The following is a 25,918-nucleotide window of genomic DNA, read 5'->3' as shown; positions in this document are numbered from 1 at the left end:
CAGGCCACCGATCGGACCAGGCGCCGGAGCGGGCCCTCGCTCAAGCGGTTTCTGCCGGCTCCGCCGTCTCCGCCGTCTCCGGCGTCTCCGGACTCTCCGCCCTCCGCCCGGTCAGCAGTGTCAGCGCCACGTACAGCACCAGCGAGGTGCCCAGGCCCACCGCCCAGCCGTAGTCTGCGAGGGACTTGAGTGCCGGGATGGGGCGGCCGTCGATCAGGGGGTGGAAGTCCGCGCCGCCGATCGCGAGGACGCCGCCGGTCACGAAGGCGACCACCGCCCGCCAGTTCCAGCCGCCGGCGTACCAGTAGCGGCCGCCCACGCGGTACAGGTCGGCGAGGGCGAGGCGGGTGCGGCGCAGGATCCAGTAGTCGGCGACGAGGATGCCGGCGACCGTGCCGAGCAGGCCGCCGACCAGGCCGAGCCAGGTGAAGATGTAGCCCTGCGGGTCGGAGTACAGCTTCCACGGGAAGATCAGCACGGCGAGGACCGAGGTGATCAGGGCGCCGGTGCGGAAACTGATCCTGCGGGGCGCGACGTTGGAGAAGTCGAAGGCCGGGGAGACCAGGTTGGCCGCGATGTTCACGGAGAGGGTCGCCACCAGCACGGTGACCAGGGCGTAGATCAGACCGACCACGTTGTCCGTCTTGGCGGCGAGCTGGACCGGGTCCCAGACCGGCTGGCCGTAGACCGCCTGCGAGCCGGACGTGACGAGCACGGAGAGGAAGGCGAAGAGGGTCATGGTCGTCGGCAGGCCGAGGGCCTGGCCCCAGGTCTGCGCCTTCTGGCTCTTGCCGTAGCGGGTGAAGTCAGGGATGTTCAGCGACAGAGTGGACCAGAAGCCGATCATTCCCATCAACGAGGGCCAGAACAGCTTCCAGAACTCGCCGCCCCAGCCCAGCTTGGAGGGCTGGTCGAACAGCGGGCCGACACCGCCGGCCTTGCTGCTCATCCACCACAGCATCACGAACGCGCCGACGAGCACGAAGGGCGCGGCCCAGTTCTCGAAGCGGCGGATGGTCTCCATGCCCCGGTAGATGATGGCGACCTGGATCACCCAGAAGATCGCGAACGACAGCCACATGGTCCAGGCGTAGCCGCCGATGTGCGAGGCGTTCGCCCAGCTGTCGCCGATCAGCTTGCCGGCCAGGAAGTAGATGGCCTCGCCGCCGATCCAGGTCTGGATGCCGAACCAGCCGCAGGCCACCAACGCCCGTACGACGGCGGGCAGGTTGGCACCGCGCACCCCGAAGGAGGCGCGGGCGAAGACCGGGAAGGGGATGCCGTACTTGGGTCCCGCGTGCCCGGTGAGCAGCATCGGGACGAGGACGATCAGGTTGGCGAGGGCGATGGTGAAGACGGCCTGCTTCCAGTCCATGCCCACCGCGATCAGCCCGGACGCGAGGGTCCAGGAGGCGGTGTTGTGGGCCATGCCGACCCAGAGCGCGGAGAAGTTGTACGTCGTCCAGGTGCGCTTCGCCACGGGGACCGGGAGCAGGTCCGCGTTGGCGTAGGGGCCGCTGGGCTGCGGCGAACCAGGGGCGATCTCCACCCGGCCGTCGGCGCGGGTGACTTGAGCGGTCGGCGGTATGGCCGTGGGAGCGGTGTCGGTCATGGGCAGGCCAATCGAACAGAGGGGTGGGACGGGGATAGGCCGTGCGGGTGGCTCCGAGGGGGGTGCGCCCCGACCTCCGGTGAGGGGAAAGCGCCCTGGCCCCCTCCCCGGGACGGCGGGAAGGGGGAGATCAAAAGGTGGATCAACCGGTGTGCTGCGGTCAGGCGTTGACGGCCGGGATCACCGTCGTGCCGTAGGCGTCGATGGTGGCTTCCTGGGCGTCGTGCATGTCGTACACCGCGAACTGGTCGACGCCCAGTTCGCGCAGTGCGGTGAGTTTCTCGATGTGCTTCTCGGCGGGCCCGATGATGCAGAACCGGTCGACGATCTCGTCGGGCACGAACTCGGTGTCGGGGTTGTCGCTGCGCCCGTGGTGGGAGTAGTCGTACCCCTCGCGGGCCTTGATGTAGTCGGTGAGTTCGTCGGGGACCTGGCCGGAGTGCTCGCCGTACTTGGCGACCAGGTCGGCCACGTGGTTGCCGACCATGCCGCCGAACCACCGGCACTGGTTGCGTGCGTGGGCGAGTGCCTCGGGCGAGTCGTCCGCGGTGACGTAGGCCGGGGCGGCCACGCAGATCGTCACCTCGGACGGATCACGGCCGGCGGCGACGGCCGCGTCCTTCACGGCCTTCACCATGTACTCGGTCAGGTACAGGTCGGACAGCTGGAGGATGAACCCGTCGGCCTCCTCGCCGGTCATCTTGAGCGCCTTGGGTCCGTACGCGGCCATCCACACGGGGAGTTCGGCACCCGGCTTGATCCACGGGAACCTGACGACGGTACCGCCGAGGTCGGCCTCGTCGCCCCGGCCCAGGGCCCGGATGACCTTCATGGCCTCGCTGATCCGGGCCAGGGTGTTGGGCTTGCGGCCGGCGACGCGCATCGCGGAGTCGCCGCGGCCGATGCCGCAGACGGTGCGGTTGCCGAACATGTCGTTGAGGGTGGCGAAGGTGGAGGCGGTGACCTCCCAGGTGCGGGTGCCCGGGTTGGTGACCATCGGGCCGACCGTCAGCTTCGAGGTGTGGGAGAGGATCTGGCTGTAGATGACGAACGGCTCCTGCCAGAGCACGGCGGAGTCGAAGGTCCAGCCGTACGTGAAGCCGTTGCGCTCGGCCCGCTGCATCAGGCTGACGACGCGGGAGGCCGGCGGGTCGGTCTGCAGGACGAGTCCGAAGTCCATGGTGCGCCACTCCTAGGTGAGGTACTGACAGGTGGAGCGCGGGGTGTAGACACCGTGTCCGGCGTGTCCGGTGTACTCCCGCTCGGTGATGACGGGTTCGCCGCGCGAGAGCACGGTCTCGACCCGGCCGGTCGTCCGCCTGCCCTCGTACGCCGAGTAGTCGACGTTCATGTGGTGCGTCTGTGCGGACATGACCTGCTCGGCGTGCGGGTCGTAGATGACGACGTCGGCGTCGGCGCCCGGGGCGATGGTGCCCTTCTTCGGGTACATGCCGAACATACGGGCCGGGGTGGCACAGGCGATCTCGATCCAGCGGCGGCGGGAGATGTGCCCGTCGACGACGGCCTGGTGCAGCAGGTCGATGCGGTTCTCGACGCCGGGCAGACCGTTGGGGATCTTGGAGAAGTCGCCGCGGCCCAGCTCCTTCTGGCCCACGAAGCAGAAGGGGCAGTGGTCGGTGGAGACCACCTGGAGGTCGTTGGTGCGCAGGCCCTGCCACAGCTTGGCCTGGTGCTCGCGCGGCCTCAAGGGCGTACTGCACACGTACTTCGCGCCCTCGAAGTCGGGCTCGGCGAGGTTGTCGGTGGACAGGAACAGATACTGCGGGCAGGTCTCGCCGAACACGTTCAGCCCCTCGTCCCGGGCCCGCGCCAGCTCGGCGACCGCCTCCATGGCCGAGACGTGCACGACGTACAGGGGCGCCCCGGCGACCTGTGCGAGCCGGATGGCGCGGTGGGTGGCCTCGGCCTCCAGGAGGGCCTTGCGCACCTCTCCGTGGTACCGCGGGTCGGTCTCGCCCCGCGCCAGCGCCTGTTCGACGAGGACGTCGATCGCGATGCCGTTCTCGGCGTGCATCATGATCAGGCCACCGTTGTCGGCGGAGCGCTGCATGGCGCGCAGGATCTGGCCGTCGTCGGAGTAGAAGACGCCCGGGTAGGCCATGAACTGCTTGAAGCTGGTCACGCCCTCCTCGACCAGAAGATCCATCTCCTTGAGCGTCTCGTCGTTCACATCGGAGACGATCATGTGGAAGGCGTAGTCGATCGCGCAGTTGCCCTCGGCCTTGGCGTGCCAGGTGTCCAGGCCCTCGCGCAGGGTGCGGCCGACGCTCTGCACCGCGAAGTCGACGATCGTGGTCGTCCCGCCCCAGGCCGCGGCGCGGGTGCCGGTCTCGAAGGTGTCGGAGGCGAAGGTGCCGCCGAACGGCAGCTCCATGTGGGTGTGGGCGTCGACGCCGCCCGGGATGACGTACTTCCCGGTGGCGTCGATGGCCCGCTCGGCGGTGAACGCCTCGGCGGCGGGGGTGCCGGAGGCGGCGAGGGCGGCGATGCGGCCGTCCTCGATCAGCACGTCGGCGTGGATCTCGTCGGACGCGGTGATGACGAGACCACCGCGGATGACGGTACGGCTGCTCATGGTCCCTCTCCTGCCAGGGTGGACGGTGGGGTCAGGGTGCGGTCAGCGGCGTGTACGCCCCCGGGGCCCGGTCGCGGTAGAACTGCCAGCGGTCGCGGACCTCGCGGAGCTTGGCCAGGTCCAGGTCGCGTACGACGAGTTCGGTCTCCTTGTCGCTCGCCACCTCGCCGACGAACTGGGCCTCCGGGTCCACGAAGTAGGTCGTGCCGTAGAAGTCGTTGTCGCCCAGGTCCTCCACGCCGACCCGGTTGATCGCGCCCACGAAGTACTCGTTGGCGACGGCCGCCGCCGGCTGCTCCAGCTGCCACAGGTAGCGGGACAGTCCGCGCGAGGTGGCCGACGGGTTGAAGACGATCTCGGCACCGCCGAGACCGAGCGCCCGCCAGCCCTCCGGGAAGTGGCGGTCGTAGCAGATGTACACGCCGATCCTGCCGACGGCCGTGTCGAAGACAGGCCAGCCGCTGTTGCCGGGGCGGAAGTAGAACTTCTCCCAGAATCCCTGGACCTGGGGGATGTGGGTCTTGCGGTACTTGCCCAGGTAGGAGCCGTCCGCGTCGATCACGGCCGCGGTGTTGTACAGGACCCCCGGCTGCTCCTCCTCGTACATCGGCAGGACGAGGACGAGGCCCAGCTCCTTCGCGAGCGCCTGGAAGCGCTTGACGGTGGGGCCGTTCGGGATCTGCTCGGCGTACTCGTAGAACGCCTTGTCCTGGACCTGGCAGAAGTAGGGGCCGTAGAACAGCTCCTGGAAGCACAGCACCTGGGCGCCCTGCGCGGCCGCGTCGCGGGCCGCCTGCTCGTGGACCTGGATCATGGATTCCTTGTCGCCGGTCCAGGCCGTCTGGAACAGGGCGGCACGGATCACTCGGCTCATCGGGACCTCCGGTAGCTCGGTGTGCTGGGGCGGGCGTCGGAGGTCGCGTCGTCCGCCCGAAGGGCGGGCCGGGCGGCGTCCGGTGCGTGCTCTCGGCGTGCCGGGCGCGAGCCCACGTACCGGATGTACTTGGGCTTGCGCCCGGTGCGGCGAGAGTGCGTGCAGGGCGCCGCCCGGCAGACGGAACCTCCGACGCCCGCCCCAGGAGCCTAGAAAGCCGCGAGGGAGCCTTTGAGTGGCAGCGTGTCACGTCTGCGGGCGGTCGGCGTGCCACCGTGTCACGCGTCTGCGAGCCCATGTTTCACCGCCGTTTTCCCAGGTCGTAGCATGTTTCACCCCTGTTGCGCGTCGTGCGCGAGGAGCGCGATGTGCACGGAGGCCGCCTGCTCGAAGTCGTCGAGGTCGACGCCCAGTCGGGTCTGTATCGCCTCCAGGCGCCGGTAGAGGGCGGGCCGCGAGACGTGGTGGAGCTGGGCGGTACGGGACTTGTTGCGCCCGGTCGCCAGGTAGGTGCGCAGCACGTTCAGCAGCTCCTGGTCGGCCCCGCACAGCAGTCCGTCCAGCTCGCGCTCGGCGAAGGACTGCACCTGCGGGTCGTCCCTGAGCAGCCGGATCAGGCCGCGCAGATGGACGTCCCGCAGGCGTACGACGGCCGGCAGGTCGAGGGCGGCCGCCGAGTCGGCCACGGCGTCGGCGACATGCCGGGCCTCGCGCAGCCCGGCCGGCACGTCGTCCCAGTCGGTGCGCGGATCGGCGGCGGCGACCACCGTGTTCGGCAGGCCGGTCTCGGTCCGCAGCCGGGCCGCGAAGTGCGCGGTGAGCGCGTCGGCCTGCTGGTCGCGGGCGAGGCTGAGAAGTACGGCCGTGGCGCCGTCGGCCAGTTCGGCGACCAGCCCGGACAGGCCCAACACCCGCAGCATCCGCTCCAGTTGCTCCGGCTCCCCGGCCGGAACGACGAGGGGCACGAAGGTCCGCCGGTTCACCGGCAGCCCGGCCGCCCGCGCCCGGGGCAGCAGTTGCCTGGCCGGTACGACTCCGGAGACGAGGTCGGTCACCAGGCTCTGCGCGGACTGCTCCTCCCAGGTGTGGGCGGAGCCACCGCCGAGCATGCGGTGCAGGACCAGGGCCTCGGCGGCCCGGTCGGCGAGCAGCCGCCCGGTGGCCGTGTCGCCCCGGTAGCCGCACAGCAGCAGCCGGCCCCAGCGCTCCCCGCGGCCGCCCAGTTCGGCGTGGATCCAGCCGTCGCCCACACTGCCGCCGGCCTGCCGGGCGATCCGCTCCCAGTCGCGCAGCACGTCGTCCACGGCGGGCCGCTCGCCCGCCGTGGCGAGGACACGGTGGGCGAGGTTGGTGACGACGACCGGGCAGCCGCTGTGCTGGGCGACCTCGTCGAGCAGCCGCTGCAGCGGAGCGCCCGCGGTGATCAGCCCGGTGAGGGCGGTCCGTACGGTCTCCGACAGGCTCACGGCGGCGAACTTCCGCCGTACCAGCCGGGACTGGACCTCCTCCGTCAACTCGGCGAAGGGGAACGGCCGGTGCAACACGACCATGGGCAGCCCGCACCGCTCGGCGGCCCGGCGCATCACCTCGGGCGGCGCGGGAAAGGCCCGGCCGAGCCCGAGTACGACGGCCGCGGCCTCCGCCCGGTGCAGGGACTGGATGTACTCGACCTGCTTGGCCTCGTCACCGGCGAGCAGCACACCGGTGGTGAGCACCATCTCGCCGCCGCTGAGCATCACTCCGACGTCGGCGGCCTCGGCGACGTGCACCCAGCGCACGGGCCGGTCGAGCTGCCCGGCCCCGGCCACCACCTCGGGCTCCCCGGCCTGCACCCGCTCCAGGGTGAGCACCTGACGGACGGAGAGGGCGGGTTCGAAGCCGGTGTGCGAGGTCACCGAGGTGGTGGTCATGGCGGTACACCCGTTCTCTAGTGCGTGCTCCTCAGTGCGCGTTCGAGGATCGCCGCGCCCTCCTCGGCCTCCGCGACGGTCAGGGACAGCGGCGGGGCGATGCGCAGGGCGCTGGTGTTGTGGCCGCCGCCCTTGCCGATCAGCAGGCCGCCCTCGCGGGCCGCCTCCAGGACGGCGGAGGCCGCCTGCGGATCGGCCTCGTCCGTGCCCGGCCTGACCAGTTCGATGCCGATCATGAGTCCGCGCCCGCGCACCTCCCGCACGCCCGGCAGCTGGGCGGCGACGGCCCGCAGCCGCTCGATGAGCAGTCCGCCGACGCGCCGGGCGTTGCCCTGGAGGTCGTGTTCGACGAGGTAGGTGAGGTTGGCGAGGCCGGCCGCCATGGTGATCTGGGTGCCGCCGAACGTCGAGATGCTGTTGGCGTCCAGGCAGTTCATGATCTCGGCGCGAGCGATCACCCCGCCGATGGACGCGCCGTTGCCGATACCCTTGGCAAAGGTGATCATGTCCGGCGGGCCGCTCTGGGCGTGCGCCTGCCAGCCCCAGAAGTGGTCGCCGGTGCGGCCCCAGCCGGTCTGCACCTCGTCGGCGATCCACAGGATCCCCTGTTCGTTCAGCACCTCGCGGAAGGCCGCGAACAGACCGTCCGGCGGGGAGGTGAAACCGCCGACGCCCTGGATGGGCTCGGCGATCAGCGCGGCCGGCGGGCGGGTGTGCCCGAGGATGTCCTTCAGGTCCTCCACGCACGCGTCGATGAACGCGCGGTCGTCCAGCTCGGCGAAGGGGCCGCGGGTACGGACGCCGCCGTGGACGTACAGGGTCTGCAGCGGGGACAGCGAGGTCGGGGACCAGCTGCGGTTGCCGGTGATGCCGACCGCGCTGAAGGAGCGGCCGTGGTAGCTGTTGCGCATGGCCAGGACCGTGTTGCTGCGCCGGTAGGCGGTGGCGAGCAGCAGGGCGGTGTCGTTGGCCTCGGTGCCGGAGGTGGTGAAGAAGACGCGGGCGTCCGGGATGCCGCTCAACTGGGCGATGCGTTCGGCCAGTTCGACCATCGGCCGGTTGAGGTAGAGGGTCGAGGAGTGGAGGATCCGGCCGGCCTGCTCGCTGACCGCCTTGGTCACCTCGGGCAGGGCGTGCGCGGTCATGGTGGTGAGGATGCCGCCGAAGAAGTCCAGGTACTTGTTGCCGGCGGAGTCCCAGACATGGCGGCCCTCGCCGTGCGTGAGTTCCAGCGGCTCGTCGTAGTAGAGGGCCAGCCAGTCGGGCAGGACATTGCGGTGGCGGGAGTAGAGGTCGTTCACGGCTGCACCAGCCCTTCGTAGGCGTCGGGGCGGCGGTCGCGGTAGAAGGCCCACTGCTGCCGCACTTCGTCGATGAGGTCGAAGTCCAGGTCCCGGACGACGAGTTCCTCGTCCTTGTCACTGGCGAGGTCGCCGACGAACTGGCCGCGCGGGTCGACGAAGTACGACGTCCCGTAGAAGTCGTTGTCCCCGTACTCCTCCTGCCCCACCCGGTTGATGGCGGCGACGAAGTACTCGTTGGCGACGGCCGCTGCGGGCTGTTCCAGCTGCCACAGGTGCGCGGACAGACCTCGATGCGTGGCGGACGGGTTGTAGACCAACTGTGCGCCGTTCAGCCCCAGTTGCCGCCAGCCCTCCGGGAAGTGGCGGTCGTAGCAGATGTACACGCCCACCTTGCCGACGGCCGTCTCGAAGACCGGCCATCCCAGGTTGCCGGGTTTGAAGTAGTACTTCTCCCAGAAGCCCTTGACCTGGGGGATGTGGTGCTTGCGGTACTTGCCGAGGTAGGTGCCGTCGGCGTCGATCACGGCGGCGGTGTTGTAGTAGAAGCCGGACTGCTCGACCTCGAAGACGGGGACGACGACCACCATGCCGGTCTCGCGGGCCAGCTCCCGCATCCGCCGCACGGTGGGTCCGTCGGGCACCGGCTCGGCCCAGCGGTAGTGCTCCGGCTCCTGGACCTGGCAGAAGTAGGGGGCGTTGAAGACTTCCTGGAACCCGATGATCTTCGCGCCCCGACGGGCCGCCTCGCGGGCGTGCTCCTCGTGTTTCGCCACCATGGACTCGGTGTCGCCGGTCCAGGTGGCCTGAACCAGTGCGGCACGTACGACGTTGGCCATGAGCTGCTCCTTCGACGCGACGTCCGAGCCTCTACGCCCGTAGAAACAGTCTGTAGAGGGACGAAAGTAAGCCTCGAGGAAGTCCTTGCCAAGACCATCGTCGTTAACCCGCTGAGTCGATCACGTTTCGCACTCCTTAGGGTGAGCGGGAGGACGCTCAGGCGGTGAATCCGGCGACCCTCAGGGCGTGCACCAGGTCCCAGTGGCGCTCCTCCGAGACGCCCCGGGCGGCCTCCAGCAGGAGCGGGACGAGGCGGCGCGGGTCGGCTCCGGCGCTGCGGGCGGCCTCCTCCGGCGTCCGGACGCTCACGTAGGCGTCCAGCAGGGCCCGTACCTCGCGGCCACGCCCCTCCGCGTCCAGCCCCAGCACGGCGGCGCCTATCTCCTCGGCCGGCCTGGCCACGCCCTGCCGCAGCATCTGCTGCCCGTCCTCGACCCGACCGGCCGCCTCCAGCGCGTCGGCGGCCGCGACCAGCCGCTCGGCGGGCAGCGAGGCGGCCTCCCACAGCAGCGTGGCCCAGTCGGCACCGAGCCCGGCACGCTGCAGCCGGTCCGCGAGCAGTGGGAACCGAGCGGCGGGCCACCGCGCGATCTCGACCAACAGCACATGCGCCTCACCGGTACGCCCCTCGCCCCGCAGCCGCACCAACTCCTCCACGACCCCTGCGACGGCCGCCCCCGCCTCGGCATCCTCCACCACCTCCACGGGCGCCTCAACCGCCTCACCCCCCTCCGCAGCCCCGGCAAACCGCGCCCCACGCGGGGTACGCCGCCCGACGGCCACCTCGGGTACCGCAGCAACAGGAGCCTGCGGCACGACGACCGGGGCGCCCCCGTCCTCAACCATCCCGGCGAACCGGGCACTACCGCGGCGCCGTTTACGGGGCTTGGCGGGGGTCGGTGCCTCAGGGGCGGGCACAGGGCTGACCTCGTGGGCGGGGGCTGCGGTGGGATGCGCGGCGGGCGCAGGAACTGCCGGGTCGGCGACGACCCCTGCCGGGCGCGCCACCGGGCCGGCGTCCGCCCGGGTGGACCAAGGGGCCGGATCCATCGACGGACCCCCCTGACCAACCGCAGGGTCGGCGTACGACATCACGGGCGGCGAGGCCGGACCCGGCGCGGACTCCGGCTGACCAACCACGGGGCCGACATCCGACGCGGCGGGCCAGGAGGAAGGGCCCATCGCGGACCGGGCCTGACGGGCCACAGGGCCGACGTCCGGCATGGCGGGCCGCGCGGCCGGATCCACCGCAGACTCCGCCCGACCAACCACAGGGCCGGCACCCGACACGGCGGGCCAGGAGGACGGACCCATCACGGACCCGGCCTGACGGGCCGCAGGGCCGGCGTCCTGCGCGGCGGGCTGAGGGGCGTGGTCGGCGACCGGCCCGGCGAACCAGGAGTCCTGACCGTCACCGGCGGACGCGGCGAACCGTCCGTCGTGGCCCGCAGCCCGGGCATCGCGTGAGGGGAACGGGGCTGACCCGGCTCCACGCCAGGCAGCGCCAGGAGCCCCCGCCCCTCCGGGCGCGGCAGCCCCGCCGCTCCCGACTGCCGCGGCGCCGCCGAAGCCCTCCGCACCGGACGTACGAGACCCGCCGCCTGCCCCGGCCCCGCCGTAGTCGTCAGCACCGGGCGCAAGCGGCCCACCATCGCCACCCGCCCGCGCAGGACCGCCAAAGCCACCATGCGACGCCCGCGACCCACCGCCGTCGCCTACCGCTCCGCCACCACCAAAGCCCTCCGCACGCGCCCCCCGTGACCCACCGCCCCCATCCGCCCCCACGGCGCCACCGAAGGCCCCGCCAGCAGCCCCATGGTGTTCCGGCGTCACCGATGCGCCGTCAGGGCCCGGCGCTCTCCCCTCGCCCCCACCCCGGGCTTCCGACCCGTCCAGGAGCGGTGCTCCCACCGCCCTGCGGTCCAGGTTCGCCATCCTGGCCTGGAGTTCGGCGCAGCGGGCGGTGGCCCGTTCGTGGTCGTCGTGGGCCCAGGCGAGGTCCAGGCGGAGGGTGTCGGCCTCCTCGCGGGAGGGTGCCTCGGTGAGCAGGCGGTTCAGTTCGGCCTGGCGTTCCGCGGCGTACCGCTGTTCGCGGAGCATCACGTCGAGCCGGTCGCGCAGGGCGTCCCGGGCGCCGGGCCGGGCGTCGTACGCCGAGACGGCGGCGGCGTGCAGGACGCGGGCGCGTTCCCGCTCGGCCGCGGCCGCGGCGGGGCCGAACGCCGCGTGGAGGTCCTGCAGCAGCGCCTCGACCACGTCCCACGGCGGCACCTCATGCCCGTCGCGGCAGGCCTGCATGCCCTCGGGGTCGCGTTGCCAGAAGACCCCGCACCACCCGCCGCCCTGATCCAGGCGCCCCAGGAGGCCGTCCAGGTAGTTCGCGAACTCCCGTACCCGACCGGGGAGTTGATCCACAGCCATGCCCGACTCCCGCCCGACTGCCAGCACTCCGGCCGCCAGGCAACACCAGCTGTGTTACGAGCTTGCTACGCAGAGTTTTCCGGGAGTGTGCGGGCGGCTCATTGCGCGATCTTGACTCTTGCGCGGACCGGCCCGCCGCAGGCGTGTTTCAGACACCCACCAGCACGCACTGCGCCAGCAGGTCATCCATGGACAACCCGAGAACCCGGGCCAGCGCGGCCACCGTGAAGAAGGCCGGGGTCGGCGCCCGCCCGGTCTCGATCTTGCGGAGCGTCTCGGCCGAGACGCCCGCCTCCGCCGCGATCTCGGCCATGCTCCGCCCGCCGCGCGCCTCGCGCAGCAACTGCCCGAGTCGTTCGCCGCGTTCACGCTCTTCGGGGGTGAGGGGGGTGCGCACCATGGCACCCATTCTAATACCGCCCCCCTGCCGCACCCATACCGCCACCCCCATTCAAATGCCGGTATAGTAATTGGCATGGTGGAACTGAAGACGGACACGTCCCTTGACGCGATGCACGCCGCAGGCCAGGTCGTCGCACGAGCCCTGACCGCTGTACGAAAGGCCGCCGCCGTCGGCGTCTCCCTGCTGGAGCTGGACGAGGTGGCCCGGGAGGTGCTGCGCGAGGCCGGGGCCTCCTCCCCTTTCCTCGGCTACCGCCCCTCCTTCGCCCCGACCCCCTTCCCGGCGGTGATCTGCGCCTCGGTCAACGACGCGATCGTGCACGGCATCCCCACCCGCTACCGCCTCCGTGACGGCGACCTGGTCTCCATCGACTGCGGCGCCCACCTGGACGGCTGGGCCGGCGACTCGGCGATCAGCTTCACGGTCGGTCGTCCCCGCCCGGCGGACCTGCGCCTCGTCGACACCGCCGAGCGCGCCCTGGCGGCCGGCATCGCGGCAGCCGTCGTCGGCAACCGCATCGGCGACATCGCCCACGCCGTCGGCCGGGTCTGCCGCACGGCGGGCTACGGCATCCCCGCCGGCTTCGGCGGTCACGGCGTAGGCCGCCACATGCACGAGGACCCCGAGGTCCCGAACGAGGGCCGCGCGGGCCGGGGACTTCCCTTGCGCCATGGCATGGTCCTGGCGATCGAGCCGATGCTGATCGGCGGCGGCAAGGACGCCTACTACGAAGCGAGCGACGGATGGACCCTGCGCACGAGCGACGGCTCCCGCGCAGCCCACGCCGAGCACACCGTGGCGATCACGGAAACGGGACCTCGCGTCCTTACCGCAAGGGAAACCGCCTAGGGGCGCGGGGCTCTGTCGATGTGCGGATCCGCCGCGATGCCGTCGGGGACCATCCGTGCCAAGGTGTTATGAACGGACACCAAAGGAACGGAACGCCATGACCAACGGCTACCCTCCCGACCCCTTCGGTGATTTCCTGGGCCGCTTCCTCGGCAGCACCCCCGGCGGACCCGAGCGCCCCCGCCACATCGACATCGGCCGCCTGCTCAGCCAGCCGGCCCGGGAGATGGTGAGAGGGGCCGCCCAGTACGCCGCCGAGCATGGCAGCCGGGACCTGGACACGCAGCACCTGCTGCGTGCGGCCCTGGCCACCGAGCCCACCCGGTCCCTGCTCAGCAGGGCCGGCGCGGACCCCGACTCGCTCGCGACGGAGATCGACGACCGCGCGGGCCCCGTCCAGCACCCGCCGGGCGAGACACCCCCGCCGACGTCGCTCTCGCTCACCCCGGCCGTCAAGCGGGCCCTGCTCGACGCGCACGAACTGGCGCGGTCGACCGGTGCCGGGTACATCGGCCCGGAGCACGTGCTGAGCGCACTGGCCGCGAATCCGGACTCGGCGGCCGGGCACATCCTGCACGCGTCCCGTTTCTCGCCGGGCGCCCTGCCGCCCGAGGCCCCGGAGTCCGTCCCGGTACGCGTCACGGAGCGCCAGCGGCCCACCTCCACGCCGACGCTCGACAAGTACGGCCGTGATCTGACAGAGCTGGCCCGGGAGGGGCGTGTCGACCCGGTCATCGGCCGCGACGAGGAGATCGAGCAGACCATCGAGGTGCTGTCCCGGCGCGGGAAGAACAACCCCGTGCTGATCGGCGACGCTGGTGTCGGCAAGACGGCCATCGTGGAGGGGCTCGCGGAGCGGATCGCGGACGGGGACGTGCCGGACGTCCTGTCCGGGCGGCGGGTGGTCGCCCTGGACCTGACCGGGGTCGTCGCGGGCACGCGTTACCGGGGCGACTTCGAGGAACGTCTGAACAACATCGTGGAGGAGATCCGCACCCACTCCGACCAGCTGATCGTCTTCATCGACGAGCTGCACACGGTCGTCGGCGCCGGTACGGGCGGGGAGGGCGGTGCGATGGACGCGGGCAACATCCTCAAGCCCGCGCTCGCCCGGGGCGAGCTGCACATCGTGGGCGCGACCACGCTGGAGGAGTTCCGCCGGATCGAGAAGGACGCGGCGCTTGCCCGCCGCTTCCAGCCGGTCCTGGTGCCCGAGCCGACCACCGAGGACACGATCGAGATCCTGCGCGGCCTGCGCGACCGGTACGAGGCCCACCACCAGGTCCGCTACACCGACGAGGCGCTGGTGGCCGCCGTGGAGCTGTCGGACCGCTATCTCACCGACCGGCGCCTGCCCGACAAGGCGATCGACCTGATCGACCAGGCCGGCGCCCGGGTGCGCCTCGGCGCCCGGACGAAGGGCACGGACGTGCGCGCGATGGAGCGCGAGATGGAGCAGCTCGTCTGTGACAAGGACCAGGCGGTCTCCGACGAGCAGTACGAGCGGGCCACGCAGCTGCGCGACCGGATCGGCGCGCTGAAGGAGCGGATCGCCGAGGCCAGCGGCGGCGACGAGGCCGACGAGGGGCAGAACCTGGAGGTGACGGCGGAGGCCATCGCCGAGGTGGTGTCCCGGCAGACCGGCATCCCGGTGAGCCGGCTGACCCAGGAGGAGAAGGAGCGGCTGCTGGGCCTGGAGGGGCATCTGCACCAGCGGGTGGTCGGCCAGGAGGAGGCGGTGAGCGTGGTCGCCGAGGCCGTACTGCGCTCCCGCGCCGGGCTCGCGAGCCCGGACCGGCCGATCGGCAGCTTCCTGTTCCTCGGCCCGACCGGCGTCGGCAAGACCGAGCTGGCCCGCGCGCTCGCCGAGGCCCTGTTCGGCAGCGAGGACCGCATGGTCCGCCTCGACATGAGCGAGTACCAGGAGCGGCACACCGTCTCCCGGCTGGTGGGCGCCCCGCCCGGGTACGTGGGCCACGAGGAGGCCGGCCAGCTCACCGAAGTGGTGCGCAGGTACCCGTACTCGCTGCTCCTGCTCGACGAGGTGGAGAAGGCCCACCCGGACGTCTTCAACATCCTGCTGCAGGTCCTGGACGACGGGCGGCTGACCGACTCGCAGGGCCGCACGGTCGACTTCACCAACACGGTCATCGTGATGACCAGCAACCTCGGCTCCGACGTGATCACCCGGCGCGGTGCCGGGATCGGCTTCGGGCCGGGTGGCGCGCAGGCCGACGAGGAGGCGCGGCGCGAGCAGATCCTGCGCCCGCTGCGCGAGCACTTCCGGCCGGAGTTCCTGAACCGGATCGACGAGATCGTCGTGTTCCGGCAGCTGACGAGCGAGCAGCTGCGGCAGATCACCCAGCTGCTGCTGGAGCGCACCCGCCGGCTGCTGGACGGCCAGAGCGTCGCGGTCGAGTTCACCGACGCGGCCGTCGACTGGATCGCCGAGCGCGGCTACCAGCCCGAGTACGGCGCCCGCCCGCTGCGCCGCACCATCCAGCGCGAGGTCGACAACCAGCTGTCCCGGCTGCTGCTGGACGGCACGATCGCCCCGGGCAGCCGGGTCACGGTGGACGTCAGGGACGGACTGCTGGACTTCCGTGCACAGCAGGCGCAGCCGTCCGCTCCCGAGGTGTGAGGGTCACGGCGCCGCCGGATGGACCACCATCGCCGAGCCGCCGCCGCGGCGTACCTTCTCGGCGGCGGCCAGCCACCTGCCGTCCGGCAGCCGCTGGACGCCGGTGGCAGCGCCGATCTCCGGGTTCAGCTTGAAGCTGTGCCCGATGGCCTCCAGCTGTGTCCTCAAGTCGCTGTTGTACAGGCCTGGTTCGAGTTCGGTCTGGGCCGCGTTGCGCTGGCTGGCGCGCGGGGCGGCGATCGCGTCGACCAGCGGCAGATGCCGGTCGAGGAACTCGGTCAGTGTCTGCAGCACGGTGGTGATGATGGTCGCGCCGCCGGGCGAGCCGAGCGCCACCACCGGCCGGCCGTGCCGGTCGAGGACGATGGTCGGTGAGATGGAGGAGCGCGGCCGCTTGCCGGGGCCGGGCAGGTTCGGGTCGTGCACGGCCGGGTTGGCCGGGGCGAAGGAGAAGTCGGTCAGCTCGTTGTTGAGCAGGAAGCCCCGGCCGGGCACGGTGATGCCGCTGCCGCCGGTCTGCTCGATGGTGAGCGTGTAGGCGACGACGTTGCCCCACTTGTCGGCCGCGGTCAGGTGGGTGGTGTTCTCGCCCTCGTACGTCGTCGGGGCAGCCGTACCGCCGGTGCCGCAGGCGGCGGGGTGGCGCGGGTCGCCGGGTGCGAGCGGGCTGCCGAGGACCGCGTCGTCCTTGATCAGGCAGGCGCGCGAGTCGGCGTACCGCTGCGAGAGCAGGTCCTTGGTCGGTACGTCCTCGAAGGCGGGGTCGCCGACCCAGCGGCCGCGGTCGGCGAAGGCGATGCGGCTCGCCTCGATGTAGTGGTGCAGGTACTGCACCTCGTCGGCCTTCGAGAGGTCGGTCTTCTCCAGGATGTTGAGCGCCTCGCCGACGGTGGTGCCGCCGGAGGAGGAGGGCGCGATGGAGTACACGTCCAGACCGCGGTACGAGGTCCTGGTGGGCTTCTGGAGCTTGGCGCCGTAGGCGGCCAGGTCCTTCTCCTCCAGCTTGCCGGGGCGGGCGTTCCAGCCCGAACCCGGGTCCACCGGTGGCTTGTTCACCGTATTGACGATGTCGTCGCCCAGGTCGCCATGGTAGATCGCGCCGACGCCCTTCCTGGCCAGTTCCTGGTAAGTGCGGGCCAGATCGGGGTTCTTGAAGGTGGAGCCGACGACCGGGAGCTGTCCGTTCGGCAGGAACAGCCGGGCGGTGTCGGGGAAGTAGCGGAACCGGGTCTCGTTGGACGCGGTCTGCGAGCGGAAGGTGCCGTCGACGGTGAAGCCGTCGCGGGCGATCCGCTCGGCGGGCTTGAGTACCGCACCGAGGCTTCTGCTGCCCCACTGGTCCAGCGCCGTCTGCCAGGTGGCGGGCGTACCCGGGGTGCCGACGCTCAGGCCGCTGCTGACGGCGTCGGCGAAGGCGAGCGGCTTGCCGTTCTCCGTGAACAGGTCGGCGTCGGCGCTCAGCGGCGCGGTCTCGCGGCCGTCGATGGTGTGCACCGTACGGGACTTGGCGTCGTAGTAGACGAAGTAGCCGCCTCCGCCGATGCCGGCCGAGTAGGGCTCGGTGACGCCGAGCGCGGCTGCGGTGGCGACGGCCGCGTCGACCGCGTTGCCGCCCTTCCTGAGCACCTCGATGCCGGCGGCCGAGGCGTCCGCGTCGACGCTGGCCACGGCTCCGCCGTAGCCGACGGCCACCGGAACCTTCGTGGGCGTCTCTCCCGCTCCGGCGGGCGGAGCCGCCGCTCCCACCGACACCATGGCGGCCGAGACCGCCATCACCGCCAGTTTCCGCGCGCCAGGCCGACCCATCCGTACCTCCCGTCGGGACCGTCCGCGCAGCGTAACGAGATTGCCGTAAGGCCAACAGTACGCCTCGGCCGCCCGCCACACGACCGTCACAGTTCGAACGCCGGTACGTAGTCGTTGCCCGGGCCCGCTACCATGCGCGGCCATGAACGACGACGTGCGCAATATCGTCCTGGGCCTGGTGGCGACCGGGATATCGGCCTCGCTGGGCTGGCTCGCCCGCACGTATCTGTGGCGCCGCAAACTGCGCCGCAAGCAGGCGTTCTTCGGGCTGCCGGACAACTCGGAGTCGCTGCTCGTGGTCAACCACAAGGCGGGCGGACCGGAGCTGACGGTGATGCGGCACGACGTGTTCGCCCTGCTGGAACTCTCCGCCCTGATCAAGGAATGCAAGGCACACGCCCAGGTCGTGGCTCACGACGCCACCCAGCAGGGCTTCGGCGAGCGGACGGAGTTCTGCGTCGGCGGGCCCTACTCGAACCGCCGGATGGCGGCCCACCTCTCCTCGCTGCTGCCGGGCACCCGGATGAACGTCGAGGCCGACGCCGGTCCGGAGCTCGGCGCCCTCCGGATCGGCTCGGAGGAGTACCGGATGGAGCGCGGCCGGAGCGAGTACGTACTGCTCGCCCGGCTCACCGCGAACGGACAAGGGGACTTCCGGCCGGTGTTCCTCTTCTGCGGACAGCGCGCGATCACGAACCAGGCCGCCACTCGCTATCTCGCCCGCCACCACGAGCGACTGCACCGCAAGTACGGCACCGGACCCTTCGTCCTGCTACTGAAGGTGGTCAACTCACAGGCGTACGGCCCGGATGTGGTCGAGCTGGTCGCGGACGTGACACGGGCGGCGCGCACCCCACTGCCCGAACCCGAGCCCGCACAGTCGTAAAAACCTTTACCGGTGCGTAACTTACCGACGGGTTACTTAGGGTAAGGTCCGCCGGTTACCGTCGAGTCACTTTGCACTGACACGAGTGAGGAGTGACCCATGGGACACGGTCGCACCACCTTGCGCACCTCTGCCGTAGGAGTCGTCTCCGCGGCGCTGATCGCGGGGACCGTCGTCGGCCTGGCTCCGGCCGCCCAGGCCGCCTCGTCCGTCCGCTTCGTGGACATCACGGGCGACGGCGGCACCGTACTGAAGGCGAACGTCGTCACGCCCGCGGGCGCCGACGGCTCGCACAGCTACCCGCTCATCGTGCTGCCCACGAGCTGGGGCCTGCCGCAGGTGGAGTATCTCGCCCAGGCGCAGAAGCTCGCCGACTCCGGCTACGTGGTGCTCACGTACAACGTGCGCGGGTTCTGGCAGTCCGGCGGCGAGATAGAAGTGGCGGGTCCGCCGGACATAGCGGACGCCTCCAAGGTCATCGACTGGGCGCTCGCCAACACCCCCGCCGACCCGCGGCACATCGGCATGGCGGGCGTCTCCTACGGCGCCGGCATCAGCCTGCTGGCCGCCGCCCACGACAAGCGCATCAAGGCCGTCGCCGCGCTCAGCGGCTGGGCCGACCTGATCGACTCGATCTACTCGGGCCGCACCCAGCACGTCCAGGCGGGCGCCCTGCTCGACGGCGCGGGCACCATCACCGGCCGCGAGAGCCCCGAACTCCGGGAGATCTTCGACAACTTCTACGCCTCCAACCTGACAAAGGAACAGGAGATGATCGACTGGGGGCGCAAGCGTTCCGCCGCGACCTACGTCGACCAGCTGAACAGGAACGGCACCGCGGTCCTGATGGCCAACGCCTGGGGCGACACGATCTTCCCGGCCAACTCGTACGCCGACTTCTACGAGAAGCTGAACGTCCCGAAGCGGCTGGAGATGCGGCCCGGCGACCACGCGACCGCCGAGCTGACCGGCCTGTTCGGGCTGCCCAACGACGTGTGGACGGACACCGGGCGCTGGTTCGACCACTACCTCAAGGGCGCCGACAACGGCATCGACCGCGAGCAGCCCGTCCAGCTCAAGTCCCGTAGCGCGGGGGGATACGAGGGCTACCCGGACTGGAAGTCGGTCGGCGCGACCCGCACCAAGCTCGCGCTCGCGGGCTCCACCACCATCCACGCCAACATCGACTCGGGCGCGGACGGTGGGATCGTCTTCCTCTCCAGCATCCTGGACCAGGTCGCCCAACTGCCGCCCGTCGCCTCGATCCCGCTGCTGCCGCGCCGCTGGGCGGCCGTGTGGCAGTCGGAGCGGTACGGCACGGCCCAGCAGGTGCGGGGCACGGCCACGCTGCACACCACGCTCACCCCGACCAAGGAGAGCGGCACCCTCATCGCCTACCTGTACGACGTGGGTCCGCTCGGCTTCGGCAAGCTGGTCACCAACGCGCCCTACACCTGGCACGGTCGGACGCCCGGCGAGCCGTTCGACGTGAACCTGGACCTGTTCTCCACCGCCTACGACGTACCCGCCGGGCACCGCCTCGCGCTGGTCGTCGACACCGTCGACCCGCTCTACATCGAGCACAACCCGTCCGGCGCGCAGCTGACCTTCTCCTCGCCGCCGGACGACCCGTCATACGTGTCCGTCCCCGTGCGCGAGCAGTGATCATCGGCTGCCGCCGGACGAGCCTGGCCCTTGTATCCCGGTGCGGTTCGGCAAGATCACCATCACCACAGGGATGAACGGCTCATCGTAGTCGAGGTCTGCGATCCAGGCGTAGTCGGCGTCAGGCCTCGGCGATCTCCCCGTACAGCTGGGACAGTTCGGGGACGCCGGTCGCGGCCCAGGCCCGGCCGGCGTCCACGACCTCGACCTCGCGGCCGGAGGCGAGCCGCAGCACGGGCTCGCCGTCGGACCTGATCTCCCAGCCGGCCCCGGGCACGGTGCGCACGACGACCGTGCCCAGGTACAGCCCCGCGTCGTTGCCCAGCCAGGGCAGCGTCTCCGCGTCGTCGCGCCAGCGCGGGACCAGTTGGTCCAGCGCCTCCAGGGAGGCCGGGGTGTCGTCGAGGCGGACGCCGGCCTCGTCCGCCTGGGAGCGGAGCAGTTCACATTCGGACAGGAGCGCGGCGATCGCCTCGGGGTCGGCCGGCAGCGCCGCGCCACCGTTCTTGTGGTGCCTGGGGCCCAGGAACGGAATGTTCATGGACCCAGCCTGGCATCACACGTCCAGGTCGACCACCACCGGCGCGTGGTCGGACGCGCCCTTGCCCTTGCGCTCCTCACGGTCGACGTAGGAGTCCTTGACGGCCTTCGCGAACGGCTCGTTGCCGTACACCAGGTCGATGCGCATGCCGCGGTTCTTGGGGAAGCAGAGCTGGCGGTAGTCCCAGTACGTGTACGGGTGGTCGTACTTCAGGGGGCGCGGCACGACGTCCGACAGGCCCGCCTCCTGGAGGGAGACCAGGGCGGCGCGCTCGGCGGGGGTCACGTGGGTGGAGCCCTCGAAGACGGCCACGTCGTAGACGTCGTCGTCGGTGGGCGCCACGTTGTAGTCGCCCATCACCGCGAACGGACGGCCGCCGGAGGCGTCACCGGCGACGGCGGCCTTCAGGGCCTCGAACCACTGGAGCTTGTAGGCGTAGTGCGGGTGGTCCACCTCACGGCCGTTGGGCACGTACACCGACCAGACGCGGACCGGGCCGCAGGTCGCCGAGATGGCGCGCGGCTCGGTCACGCCCTCGTAGCCGGGGTCGCCGGGCAGGCCCTTGACGACGTCCTCCAGGCCGACGCGGGAGAGCACCGCCACGCCGTTCCACCGGCCGGTCGCGTGGACCGCCGCCTCGTAGCCCAGCTCGCGCAGCTGGCCGAACGGGAACTGCTCCTCGGCGATCTTGGCTTCCTGGAGGCAGAGCACGTCGGTGCCGCTGCTCTCCAGCCAGGCGAGCAGCCTCGGGAGGCGGGCGGTGATCGAGTTCACGTTCCAGGTGGCGATGCGCATGTCTCACAACCTACCCGGCGGGTGTGACAGCGCGCCTCAGACGTCCGCCGACGCCCCCGGAGTGAGCCGCTGGTGGTCCGTGCCGCCCAGGGCGCCGATCTGGCGGTCGTAGATCGGACGGGCGAGGTCGGTCAGCAGGGCGTCGTGGATGTCGTAGGCGCGCTGCGGCTTCACCTCGCGGACGTAGTCGATCACCTCGGAGATCTTGTTCCAGGGCGCCTGCACCGGGAGCATCAGCGTCTCGACGGGCAGGTCGGGGACGGTGAGGGCGTCGCCCGGGTGGAAGACCCGGCCGCCGTCGATCAGGTAGCCGACGTTGGTGATGCGCGGGATGTCCGGGTGGATCACCGCGTGCAGCTCGCCGTGGACCTGCACGTCGAAGCCCGCGGCGGTGAACGTGTCGCCGTGGCCGACGGTGTGCACCCGGCCCGGGAAGGCCGCCGCGATCTGCTGGGCCACGGACTTCAGGGTCCAGATCCGGGCTGCCGGGTTCGCCTCCAGGGCGGCCCGCAGCCGGCCCTCGTCGAAGTGGTCCGGGTGCTCGTGCGTGACCAGCATCGCGTCCGCGCCGGCCGCCGCGTCCTGCTCGCTGAACCCGCCGGGATCGATCACGAGCGTCCGCCCGTCCTTCTCCAGGCGGACACAGGCGTGGGACTTCTTGGTGAGCTTCATGTCTCCCCATCCTGCCGCCTGCGGCGGCCCGGGGCTCACTCGGCGGGGGTGGTCTCCTCGCGGATGACCTGCTGGGCCACCCGGAACGCGCTGTTCGCCGCCGGGACGCCGCAGTACACGGCCGCCTGCAGCAGCACTTCCCTGATCTCGTCGGGGGTGAGGCCGTTGCGCAGGGCGGCGCGGGTGTGGAAGGCCAGCTCCTCCAGGTGGCCGCCGGCGACCAGCGCGGTGAGCGTGACACAGCTGCGGGTGCGGCGGTCCAGGCCGGGCCGGTCCCAGATCTCGCCCCAGGCGTAGCGGGTGATGAACTCCTGGAAGCCCCCGGAGAACTCGTCGGCCTGGGACAGCGCCCGGTCCACGTGCGCGTCGCCGAGCACCTCCCGGCGGACCTTCAGCCCGGCCTCGTACCGGTCGGGCAGATCGAGCGGCCGCGGCGCTGCGACGGCGGGGGCGATCTCGGCGACCGGCACGACCTGGGGCGCCGCCGTCAGCGCCGGGTTGACGGGGACGGCCGGGAGGGCCGTCTGAGCGGTGTCGAAGGGCTGCAGCCAGGCGGTGGAGAAGTGCCGTACCAGCAGGTCGGTGACGGCGGCGGGCTGCTCCACCGGCACCAGGTGGGAGGCGCCGGGCACGACCGCGAGCCGGGCGTCCGGTATCCCCGCGACCAGGGTGCGGGCCTCGGCCGGTCCGGTGACCTGGTCCTCGGAGCCCACCAGCACCAGAGTCGGCGCGCCGACCCGGCCCAGCTCGGCCCGGACGTCGAACCCGGCGAGGGCCTCGCAGGCGGTGATGTAGCAGCCCGGGTCCGTGGTGCGCACCATCTGTACGGCCCACTCGGTGATCGCGGGCTGCGCGGCGGCGAACCCGCCGGTGAACCAGCGGTCGGGCGAGGTCCGGGCGATCGGCTCGAGCCCGTTGGTCCGGACGACCACCCCGCGCTGGCGGAACTCGTCCGGGGTACCGAACCGGGGCGAGGCGGCGACCAGCGCGAGCGAGGCGAGGCGCTCGGGGTGGCGCAGGGCCAGCTCGATGCCGATCGCACCGCCCAGCGCACAGCCCGCGTAGCCGAAGCGCTGCACACCGAGCGCGTCCAGGGTCACCAGCAGGCGGGCCGCCAGCTCACCGACGGAGCCGGCCGGGTGGGCGGGGGCGCCGCCGTGCCCCGGCAGGTCGAACCGGAAGACCCGCCACTGCTGCGTCAGCTCGGGGATCTGGCGGTCCCACATGTGCCATGTGGTACCAAGTGAGGGTCCCAAGATCAGGACAGGTGCGTCTTCTGGCCCGTCAAAGCGGTATTGCAGGGTGTTCGGTGGTGTCTCGCTCACCCGTCCGAGCCTCTCATCTGTCACGGACGCCCCTATAACGGGGGGTCGGTAGAGCCCATCCTGACCAGGTTGAAGACCTCGCGGGCGGCATATCGCTTGAGTAGCTGTTGTCTTTCAGATCTTGAGAGATGCGCGTCGAACGGGAGTCCCGATTAGGTGGTCCTGGGTGCTTGGGGGCGCGTTCGCATCCCGCGGATCCGGGGTGACCCCCGTGCCGACGGTGTTGCCGCCGTCCGGAGCCAGCACCGTGTTGACCCGCCTGCGGGCGATCGCCCACTCCTGCCATTCCAGCTCGGCCGCGGCCAGCTCGGCCTGGATACGGCAGCCTCCTCACGCAGCCCGTCGACTCGACGGCGAGCGGCGAACTCGTACTGTTTCCAGTAGCCCGACCCCGACGGCATTCGAGGCCTCCCGGCGAGCGACAACACGACAGGCCACAGCTCCCACGGAATCACCGACCCTAAGCTTGACCAGCTGAAACGCCGTCCTCAAGTTCGGCAAGCCAACAGCCACCCACCCTTACGGCTTCAGGGGCGGCGGCGCCGTGCTGCTTCTGATCACCAGGCGGGTGGGAACGATGTCCGTGCCGGATCGGGGGACGTCGTGTTCGTGGATCTGCCGCAAGACCTCCTGGGCACTTTTCCGGCCCACCTCGGCGAAGTCCTGGTGGACGGTGGTCAGGGGCGGGGCGAAGTGGGCGGCGTCGGGGAGGTCGTCGAAGCCGACCACGCTGATGTCGCCGGGGACGGCCTTGCCTCGTTCTTGGAAGGCGTGCAGGAGACCGAGTGCCATCTGGTCGTTGGAGGCAAACACCGCGGTGCAGTCCGGCTCTTGTGCGAGTTCGAGGCCGGCCGCGTAGCCCGATGCGGCGGTCCAGTCGCCGTGCAGGGGTGGTGGCACAGGCCGTCCGGCTTCCTCGAGCACGGTCTGCCATGTTTGGGCTCGGCGCTGGCTTGCGTACGACGTCTCCGGACCGGTCACGTGCCAGACGGTCTCATGTCCGAGTTCCAGCAGGTGACTGATGGCCTCTCGGGTGCCGCCGGCCTGGTCGGTATCGACCACGCGATAGCGGTCTCCGGCGTCGGAGTCCACGACGACCACGCGCACGCCGGGCGGCAGCTTCACGGTTCCCGCGTCAAGCAGGTGGACCTCGATGAAGACGATGACTGCGTCGACGGCCAGTTCGCCCATCCGGGTGAAGGCGCCCAGCACACTGTCCTGGGTCGGAATATCGACGGGGATCACCGTGATCGCGTATCCCTCGGCCGCGGCCTGGGCCGCGATCGCTTGCACGGTGTCGCTGTGGCCGGTGGCGGAGAGGTTGTGGAGGATCACGCCGATGGTCTTGAACTGCCCGTACCTGAGGGCGCGCGCGGCACTGTTGGGCCGGTAGCCCAGTTCCCGCATCGCAGCCTGCACCCGCTCCCGGGTCGAACCGATCACGCTGGGATGGCCGTTGGCCACCCTGGACACGGTCTGACGTGAAACGCCGGCAAGCGCGGCGACGTCGGCCCTCGTGACGTGCTGCCTGTGGCGCCCGCCCGGTACGGCCGAGCCGACTTGCTGTGCGCCCACCGCAGGACCAGGATCCTGCTGTCCCAGCTCACTCAGGTCCATCGAGCCTTCGCTCCTGTCTGTCCACTCGTCGCCGTCCGCTGAAGGCTCGGGCGGAAGTTTTAACGTGCGAGAAACCTTGACCTCCCACTGTGACGGGTGCCACGCTACCGCATCATGTTCACGTGACCAACCGTCTGCGGGCTGAATGGTCACGTGAACAAGGTTCGGGTCGATGCGCTGAGCCGGACTCGATGTTCACGTGACCACGCAGTGTGGTCAGCGTTCGCGCAGCAAGGAGTGAAGCGGTGGTCGCAGCACCACAGGCAGGGGTTCTAGGTGCCAGGAGGCCATCGGCCTCGAGACGGCGGTCATGGGTCGGCTGGCGGTTCGTCGGGCCGTTCGTGGCGGTGTTTGCGCTGGTCTTCCTCGCACCGATCGGCTACTCGATCTACCTGAGCCTGTTCCGTACCCGGCTGATCGGCGGAACGGCCTTCGTCGGTGCCGACAACTACACCGAGGTGCTGGGGGACGCACAGTTCTGGTCCGCCTTCGGGCGGGTGGCGGTCTTCCTGGCCGTGCAGGTCCCGATCATGTTGCTCCTCGCGCTTCTGCTGGCCCTGGCGATCGACAGCGGCCGCCTGTACGGGGTGGGCTTCTTCCGGATCTCAGTGTTCCTGCCTTACGCGGTGCCGACCGTCGTTGCCACGCTGATGTGGGGCTTCATGTACGGAACCCGGTTCGGCCTGGTCGGCAACATCAATGAGGCGTTCGGCATCTCGCTTCCCGACCCGCTGTCGCCCGGTCTGGTCCTCGCGTCGATCGGCAACATCGTGACCTGGCAGTTCGTCGGCTACAACATGCTGATCCTCTACTCGGCGCTGAGGGTGGTCGATCCGACGCTGTACGAGGCCGCGGAGATGGACGGGGCCGGGCAGCTGCGGATCATCCGGGCGATCAAGCTCCCGGCGCTGCGCGGGGCTCTGTCGATCGCGACGATCTTCTCGATCATCGGCAGTTTCCAGCTGTTCAACGAGCCGAGCGTCCTCAAGAGCCTGGCGCCGAATGCGATCACGTCCTACTTCACGCCAAACCTCTACGCCTACTCGCTGTCGTTTGCCGGACAGAAGTTCAACTACTCGGCCACGGTCGCCATCGTCATGGGTGTGATCACGATGATCATCGCCTACGCCGTCCAGCTGCGCGGCATGCGAAAGGAATCCTGAT

Annotated in this window: 20 protein-coding genes; 5 read left to right on the top strand and 15 right to left on the bottom strand. The window is 70.8% G+C overall.

Annotation, left to right across the window (positions count from 1 at the left end; translation table 11 throughout):
- Positions 1 to 40 precede the first annotated feature (40 nt).
- The 9 genes from ACFYZZ_RS04405 to ACFYZZ_RS04365 form a co-directional block, all read right to left on the bottom strand.
- Positions 41 to 1,612 carry an NCS1 family nucleobase:cation symporter-1 gene (locus ACFYZZ_RS04405; RefSeq protein WP_389171374.1) on the bottom strand — a complete coding sequence of 524 codons (1,572 nt, stop codon included), beginning with the start codon at positions 1,610 to 1,612 and terminating at the stop codon, positions 41 to 43.
- A 160-nt stretch (positions 1,613 to 1,772) separates the two neighbouring features.
- The gene (locus tag ACFYZZ_RS04400; protein ID WP_389171371.1) at positions 1,773 to 2,792 is read right to left on the bottom strand and encodes a TIGR03842 family LLM class F420-dependent oxidoreductase; all 1,020 of its coding nucleotides are present in this window, start codon (positions 2,790 to 2,792) and stop codon (positions 1,773 to 1,775) included.
- A 12-nt stretch (positions 2,793 to 2,804) separates the two neighbouring features.
- Entirely contained in the window at positions 2,805 to 4,208 is a 1,404-nt protein-coding gene (gene hydA, locus ACFYZZ_RS04395; RefSeq protein ID WP_389171368.1) for a dihydropyrimidinase, read from the bottom strand.
- Between the two features lie 31 nt (positions 4,209 to 4,239).
- A complete protein-coding gene (locus ACFYZZ_RS04390; RefSeq protein ID WP_386576165.1) occupies positions 4,240 to 5,082 on the bottom strand; it encodes a nitrilase-related carbon-nitrogen hydrolase in 843 nt (280 codons plus the stop codon).
- A gap of 332 nt (positions 5,083 to 5,414) precedes the next feature.
- Positions 5,415 to 6,992, bottom strand: coding sequence for a PucR family transcriptional regulator (locus ACFYZZ_RS04385; protein WP_389171364.1), 1,578 nt, complete (start codon positions 6,990 to 6,992; stop codon positions 5,415 to 5,417).
- A gap of 17 nt (positions 6,993 to 7,009) precedes the next feature.
- Complete coding sequence (locus tag ACFYZZ_RS04380) at positions 7,010 to 8,293, bottom strand: aspartate aminotransferase family protein (RefSeq protein ID WP_389171362.1); 1,284 nt, start codon at positions 8,291 to 8,293, stop codon at positions 7,010 to 7,012.
- Positions 8,290 to 9,132 carry a nitrilase-related carbon-nitrogen hydrolase gene (locus ACFYZZ_RS04375; protein WP_389171359.1) on the bottom strand — a complete coding sequence of 281 codons (843 nt, stop codon included), beginning with the start codon at positions 9,130 to 9,132 and terminating at the stop codon, positions 8,290 to 8,292. The genes ACFYZZ_RS04380 and ACFYZZ_RS04375 overlap by 4 nt, the downstream gene beginning before the upstream one ends.
- A 157-nt stretch (positions 9,133 to 9,289) precedes the next feature.
- Positions 9,290 to 11,554 (bottom strand): hypothetical protein, encoded by a 2,265-nt coding sequence (locus ACFYZZ_RS04370; RefSeq protein ID WP_389171356.1) that lies wholly within the window; start codon positions 11,552 to 11,554, stop codon positions 9,290 to 9,292.
- Between the two features lie 148 nt (positions 11,555 to 11,702).
- Entirely contained in the window at positions 11,703 to 11,954 is a 252-nt protein-coding gene (locus ACFYZZ_RS04365; protein WP_389171353.1) for a helix-turn-helix domain-containing protein, read from the bottom strand.
- Positions 11,955 to 12,029: 75 nt separating this feature from the next.
- Here ACFYZZ_RS04365 and map point away from each other — a divergent pair, with 75 nt between their 5' ends.
- Both map and ACFYZZ_RS04355 read left to right on the top strand, forming a co-directional pair.
- Positions 12,030 to 12,806, top strand: a complete 777-nt coding sequence (map, locus tag ACFYZZ_RS04360; RefSeq protein WP_389171351.1) for a type I methionyl aminopeptidase — start codon at positions 12,030 to 12,032, stop codon at positions 12,804 to 12,806.
- A gap of 97 nt (positions 12,807 to 12,903) precedes the next feature.
- Entirely contained in the window at positions 12,904 to 15,447 is a 2,544-nt protein-coding gene (locus tag ACFYZZ_RS04355; protein ID WP_389171349.1) for an ATP-dependent Clp protease ATP-binding subunit, read from the top strand.
- A gap of 3 nt (positions 15,448 to 15,450) precedes the next feature.
- On the opposite strand, the gene ggt is transcribed toward ACFYZZ_RS04355, so the two are convergent.
- Positions 15,451 to 17,253 (bottom strand): gamma-glutamyltransferase, encoded by a 1,803-nt coding sequence (gene ggt, locus ACFYZZ_RS04350; protein WP_389171347.1) that lies wholly within the window; start codon positions 17,251 to 17,253, stop codon positions 15,451 to 15,453.
- A gap of 142 nt (positions 17,254 to 17,395) precedes the next feature.
- Here ggt and ACFYZZ_RS04345 point away from each other — a divergent pair, with 142 nt between their 5' ends.
- The gene (locus ACFYZZ_RS04345; RefSeq protein ID WP_389171344.1) at positions 17,396 to 18,139 is read left to right on the top strand and encodes a hypothetical protein; all 744 of its coding nucleotides are present in this window, start codon (positions 17,396 to 17,398) and stop codon (positions 18,137 to 18,139) included.
- 99 nt (positions 18,140 to 18,238) lie between these two features.
- Entirely contained in the window at positions 18,239 to 19,804 is a 1,566-nt protein-coding gene (locus ACFYZZ_RS04340; RefSeq protein WP_389171341.1) for a CocE/NonD family hydrolase, read from the top strand.
- A gap of 121 nt (positions 19,805 to 19,925) precedes the next feature.
- Here the strand turns inward: ACFYZZ_RS04340 and ACFYZZ_RS04335 are convergent, their stop codons facing one another.
- The 5 genes from ACFYZZ_RS04335 to ACFYZZ_RS04315 form a co-directional block, all read right to left on the bottom strand.
- Entirely contained in the window at positions 19,926 to 20,345 is a 420-nt protein-coding gene (locus ACFYZZ_RS04335) for a DUF6278 family protein (protein ID WP_389171339.1), read from the bottom strand.
- Positions 20,346 to 20,360: 15 nt separating this feature from the next.
- A complete protein-coding gene (locus tag ACFYZZ_RS04330; RefSeq protein WP_389171336.1) occupies positions 20,361 to 21,140 on the bottom strand; it encodes an exodeoxyribonuclease III in 780 nt (259 codons plus the stop codon).
- 36 nt (positions 21,141 to 21,176) lie between these two features.
- The gene (locus ACFYZZ_RS04325; protein WP_389171334.1) at positions 21,177 to 21,812 is read right to left on the bottom strand and encodes an MBL fold metallo-hydrolase; all 636 of its coding nucleotides are present in this window, start codon (positions 21,810 to 21,812) and stop codon (positions 21,177 to 21,179) included.
- 35 nt (positions 21,813 to 21,847) lie between these two features.
- Positions 21,848 to 23,137 (bottom strand): 4-carboxymuconolactone decarboxylase, encoded by a 1,290-nt coding sequence (pcaC, locus tag ACFYZZ_RS04320; RefSeq protein ID WP_389171331.1) that lies wholly within the window; start codon positions 23,135 to 23,137, stop codon positions 21,848 to 21,850.
- A 519-nt stretch (positions 23,138 to 23,656) separates the two neighbouring features.
- Complete coding sequence (locus tag ACFYZZ_RS04315; protein WP_389172019.1) at positions 23,657 to 24,754, bottom strand: LacI family DNA-binding transcriptional regulator; 1,098 nt, start codon at positions 24,752 to 24,754, stop codon at positions 23,657 to 23,659.
- A 245-nt stretch (positions 24,755 to 24,999) separates the two neighbouring features.
- On the opposite strand from ACFYZZ_RS04315, the gene ACFYZZ_RS04310 reads away from it, so the two are divergent.
- Positions 25,000 to 25,917 carry a carbohydrate ABC transporter permease gene (locus tag ACFYZZ_RS04310; protein ID WP_389172016.1) on the top strand — a complete coding sequence of 306 codons (918 nt, stop codon included), beginning with the start codon at positions 25,000 to 25,002 and terminating at the stop codon, positions 25,915 to 25,917.
- Position 25,918 lies beyond the last annotated feature (1 nt).

Origin of the sequence: Streptomyces sp. NPDC001816 (genome assembly GCF_042892235.1) — a bacterium.
In the GTDB taxonomy this organism is placed as follows: domain Bacteria; phylum Actinomycetota; class Actinomycetes; order Streptomycetales; family Streptomycetaceae; genus Streptomyces.
Note: the sequence above shows the minus strand (reverse complement) of the source record. Positions and strands in the feature narration are given on the sequence as shown.

Bases quoted from the DNA above. Each gene is read 5' to 3' on its own strand.
- ACFYZZ_RS04405 (WP_389171374.1), bottom strand. From the start codon at position 1,612: ATGACCGACACCGCTCCCACGGCCATACCGCCGACCGCTCAAGTCACC.
- ACFYZZ_RS04400 (WP_389171371.1), bottom strand. From the start codon at position 2,792: ATGGACTTCGGACTCGTCCTGCAGACCGACCCGCCGGCCTCCCGCGTC.
- hydA (WP_389171368.1), bottom strand. From the start codon at position 4,208: ATGAGCAGCCGTACCGTCATCCGCGGTGGTCTCGTCATCACCGCGTCC.
- ACFYZZ_RS04390 (WP_386576165.1), bottom strand. From the start codon at position 5,082: ATGAGCCGAGTGATCCGTGCCGCCCTGTTCCAGACGGCCTGGACCGGC.
- ACFYZZ_RS04385 (WP_389171364.1), bottom strand. From the start codon at position 6,992: ATGACCACCACCTCGGTGACCTCGCACACCGGCTTCGAACCCGCCCTC.
- ACFYZZ_RS04375 (WP_389171359.1), bottom strand. From the start codon at position 9,132: ATGGCCAACGTCGTACGTGCCGCACTGGTTCAGGCCACCTGGACCGGC.
- ACFYZZ_RS04370 (WP_389171356.1), bottom strand. From the start codon at position 11,554: ATGGCTGTGGATCAACTCCCCGGTCGGGTACGGGAGTTCGCGAACTAC.
- ACFYZZ_RS04365 (WP_389171353.1), bottom strand. From the start codon at position 11,954: ATGGTGCGCACCCCCCTCACCCCCGAAGAGCGTGAACGCGGCGAACGA.
- map (WP_389171351.1), top strand. From the start codon at position 12,030: ATGGTGGAACTGAAGACGGACACGTCCCTTGACGCGATGCACGCCGCA.
- ACFYZZ_RS04355 (WP_389171349.1), top strand. From the start codon at position 12,904: ATGACCAACGGCTACCCTCCCGACCCCTTCGGTGATTTCCTGGGCCGC.
- ggt (WP_389171347.1), bottom strand. From the start codon at position 17,253: ATGGGTCGGCCTGGCGCGCGGAAACTGGCGGTGATGGCGGTCTCGGCC.
- ACFYZZ_RS04345 (WP_389171344.1), top strand. From the start codon at position 17,396: ATGAACGACGACGTGCGCAATATCGTCCTGGGCCTGGTGGCGACCGGG.
- ACFYZZ_RS04340 (WP_389171341.1), top strand. From the start codon at position 18,239: ATGGGACACGGTCGCACCACCTTGCGCACCTCTGCCGTAGGAGTCGTC.
- ACFYZZ_RS04335 (WP_389171339.1), bottom strand. From the start codon at position 20,345: ATGAACATTCCGTTCCTGGGCCCCAGGCACCACAAGAACGGTGGCGCG.
- ACFYZZ_RS04330 (WP_389171336.1), bottom strand. From the start codon at position 21,140: ATGCGCATCGCCACCTGGAACGTGAACTCGATCACCGCCCGCCTCCCG.
- ACFYZZ_RS04325 (WP_389171334.1), bottom strand. From the start codon at position 21,812: ATGAAGCTCACCAAGAAGTCCCACGCCTGTGTCCGCCTGGAGAAGGAC.
- ACFYZZ_RS04315 (WP_389172019.1), bottom strand. From the start codon at position 24,754: ATGGACCTGAGTGAGCTGGGACAGCAGGATCCTGGTCCTGCGGTGGGC.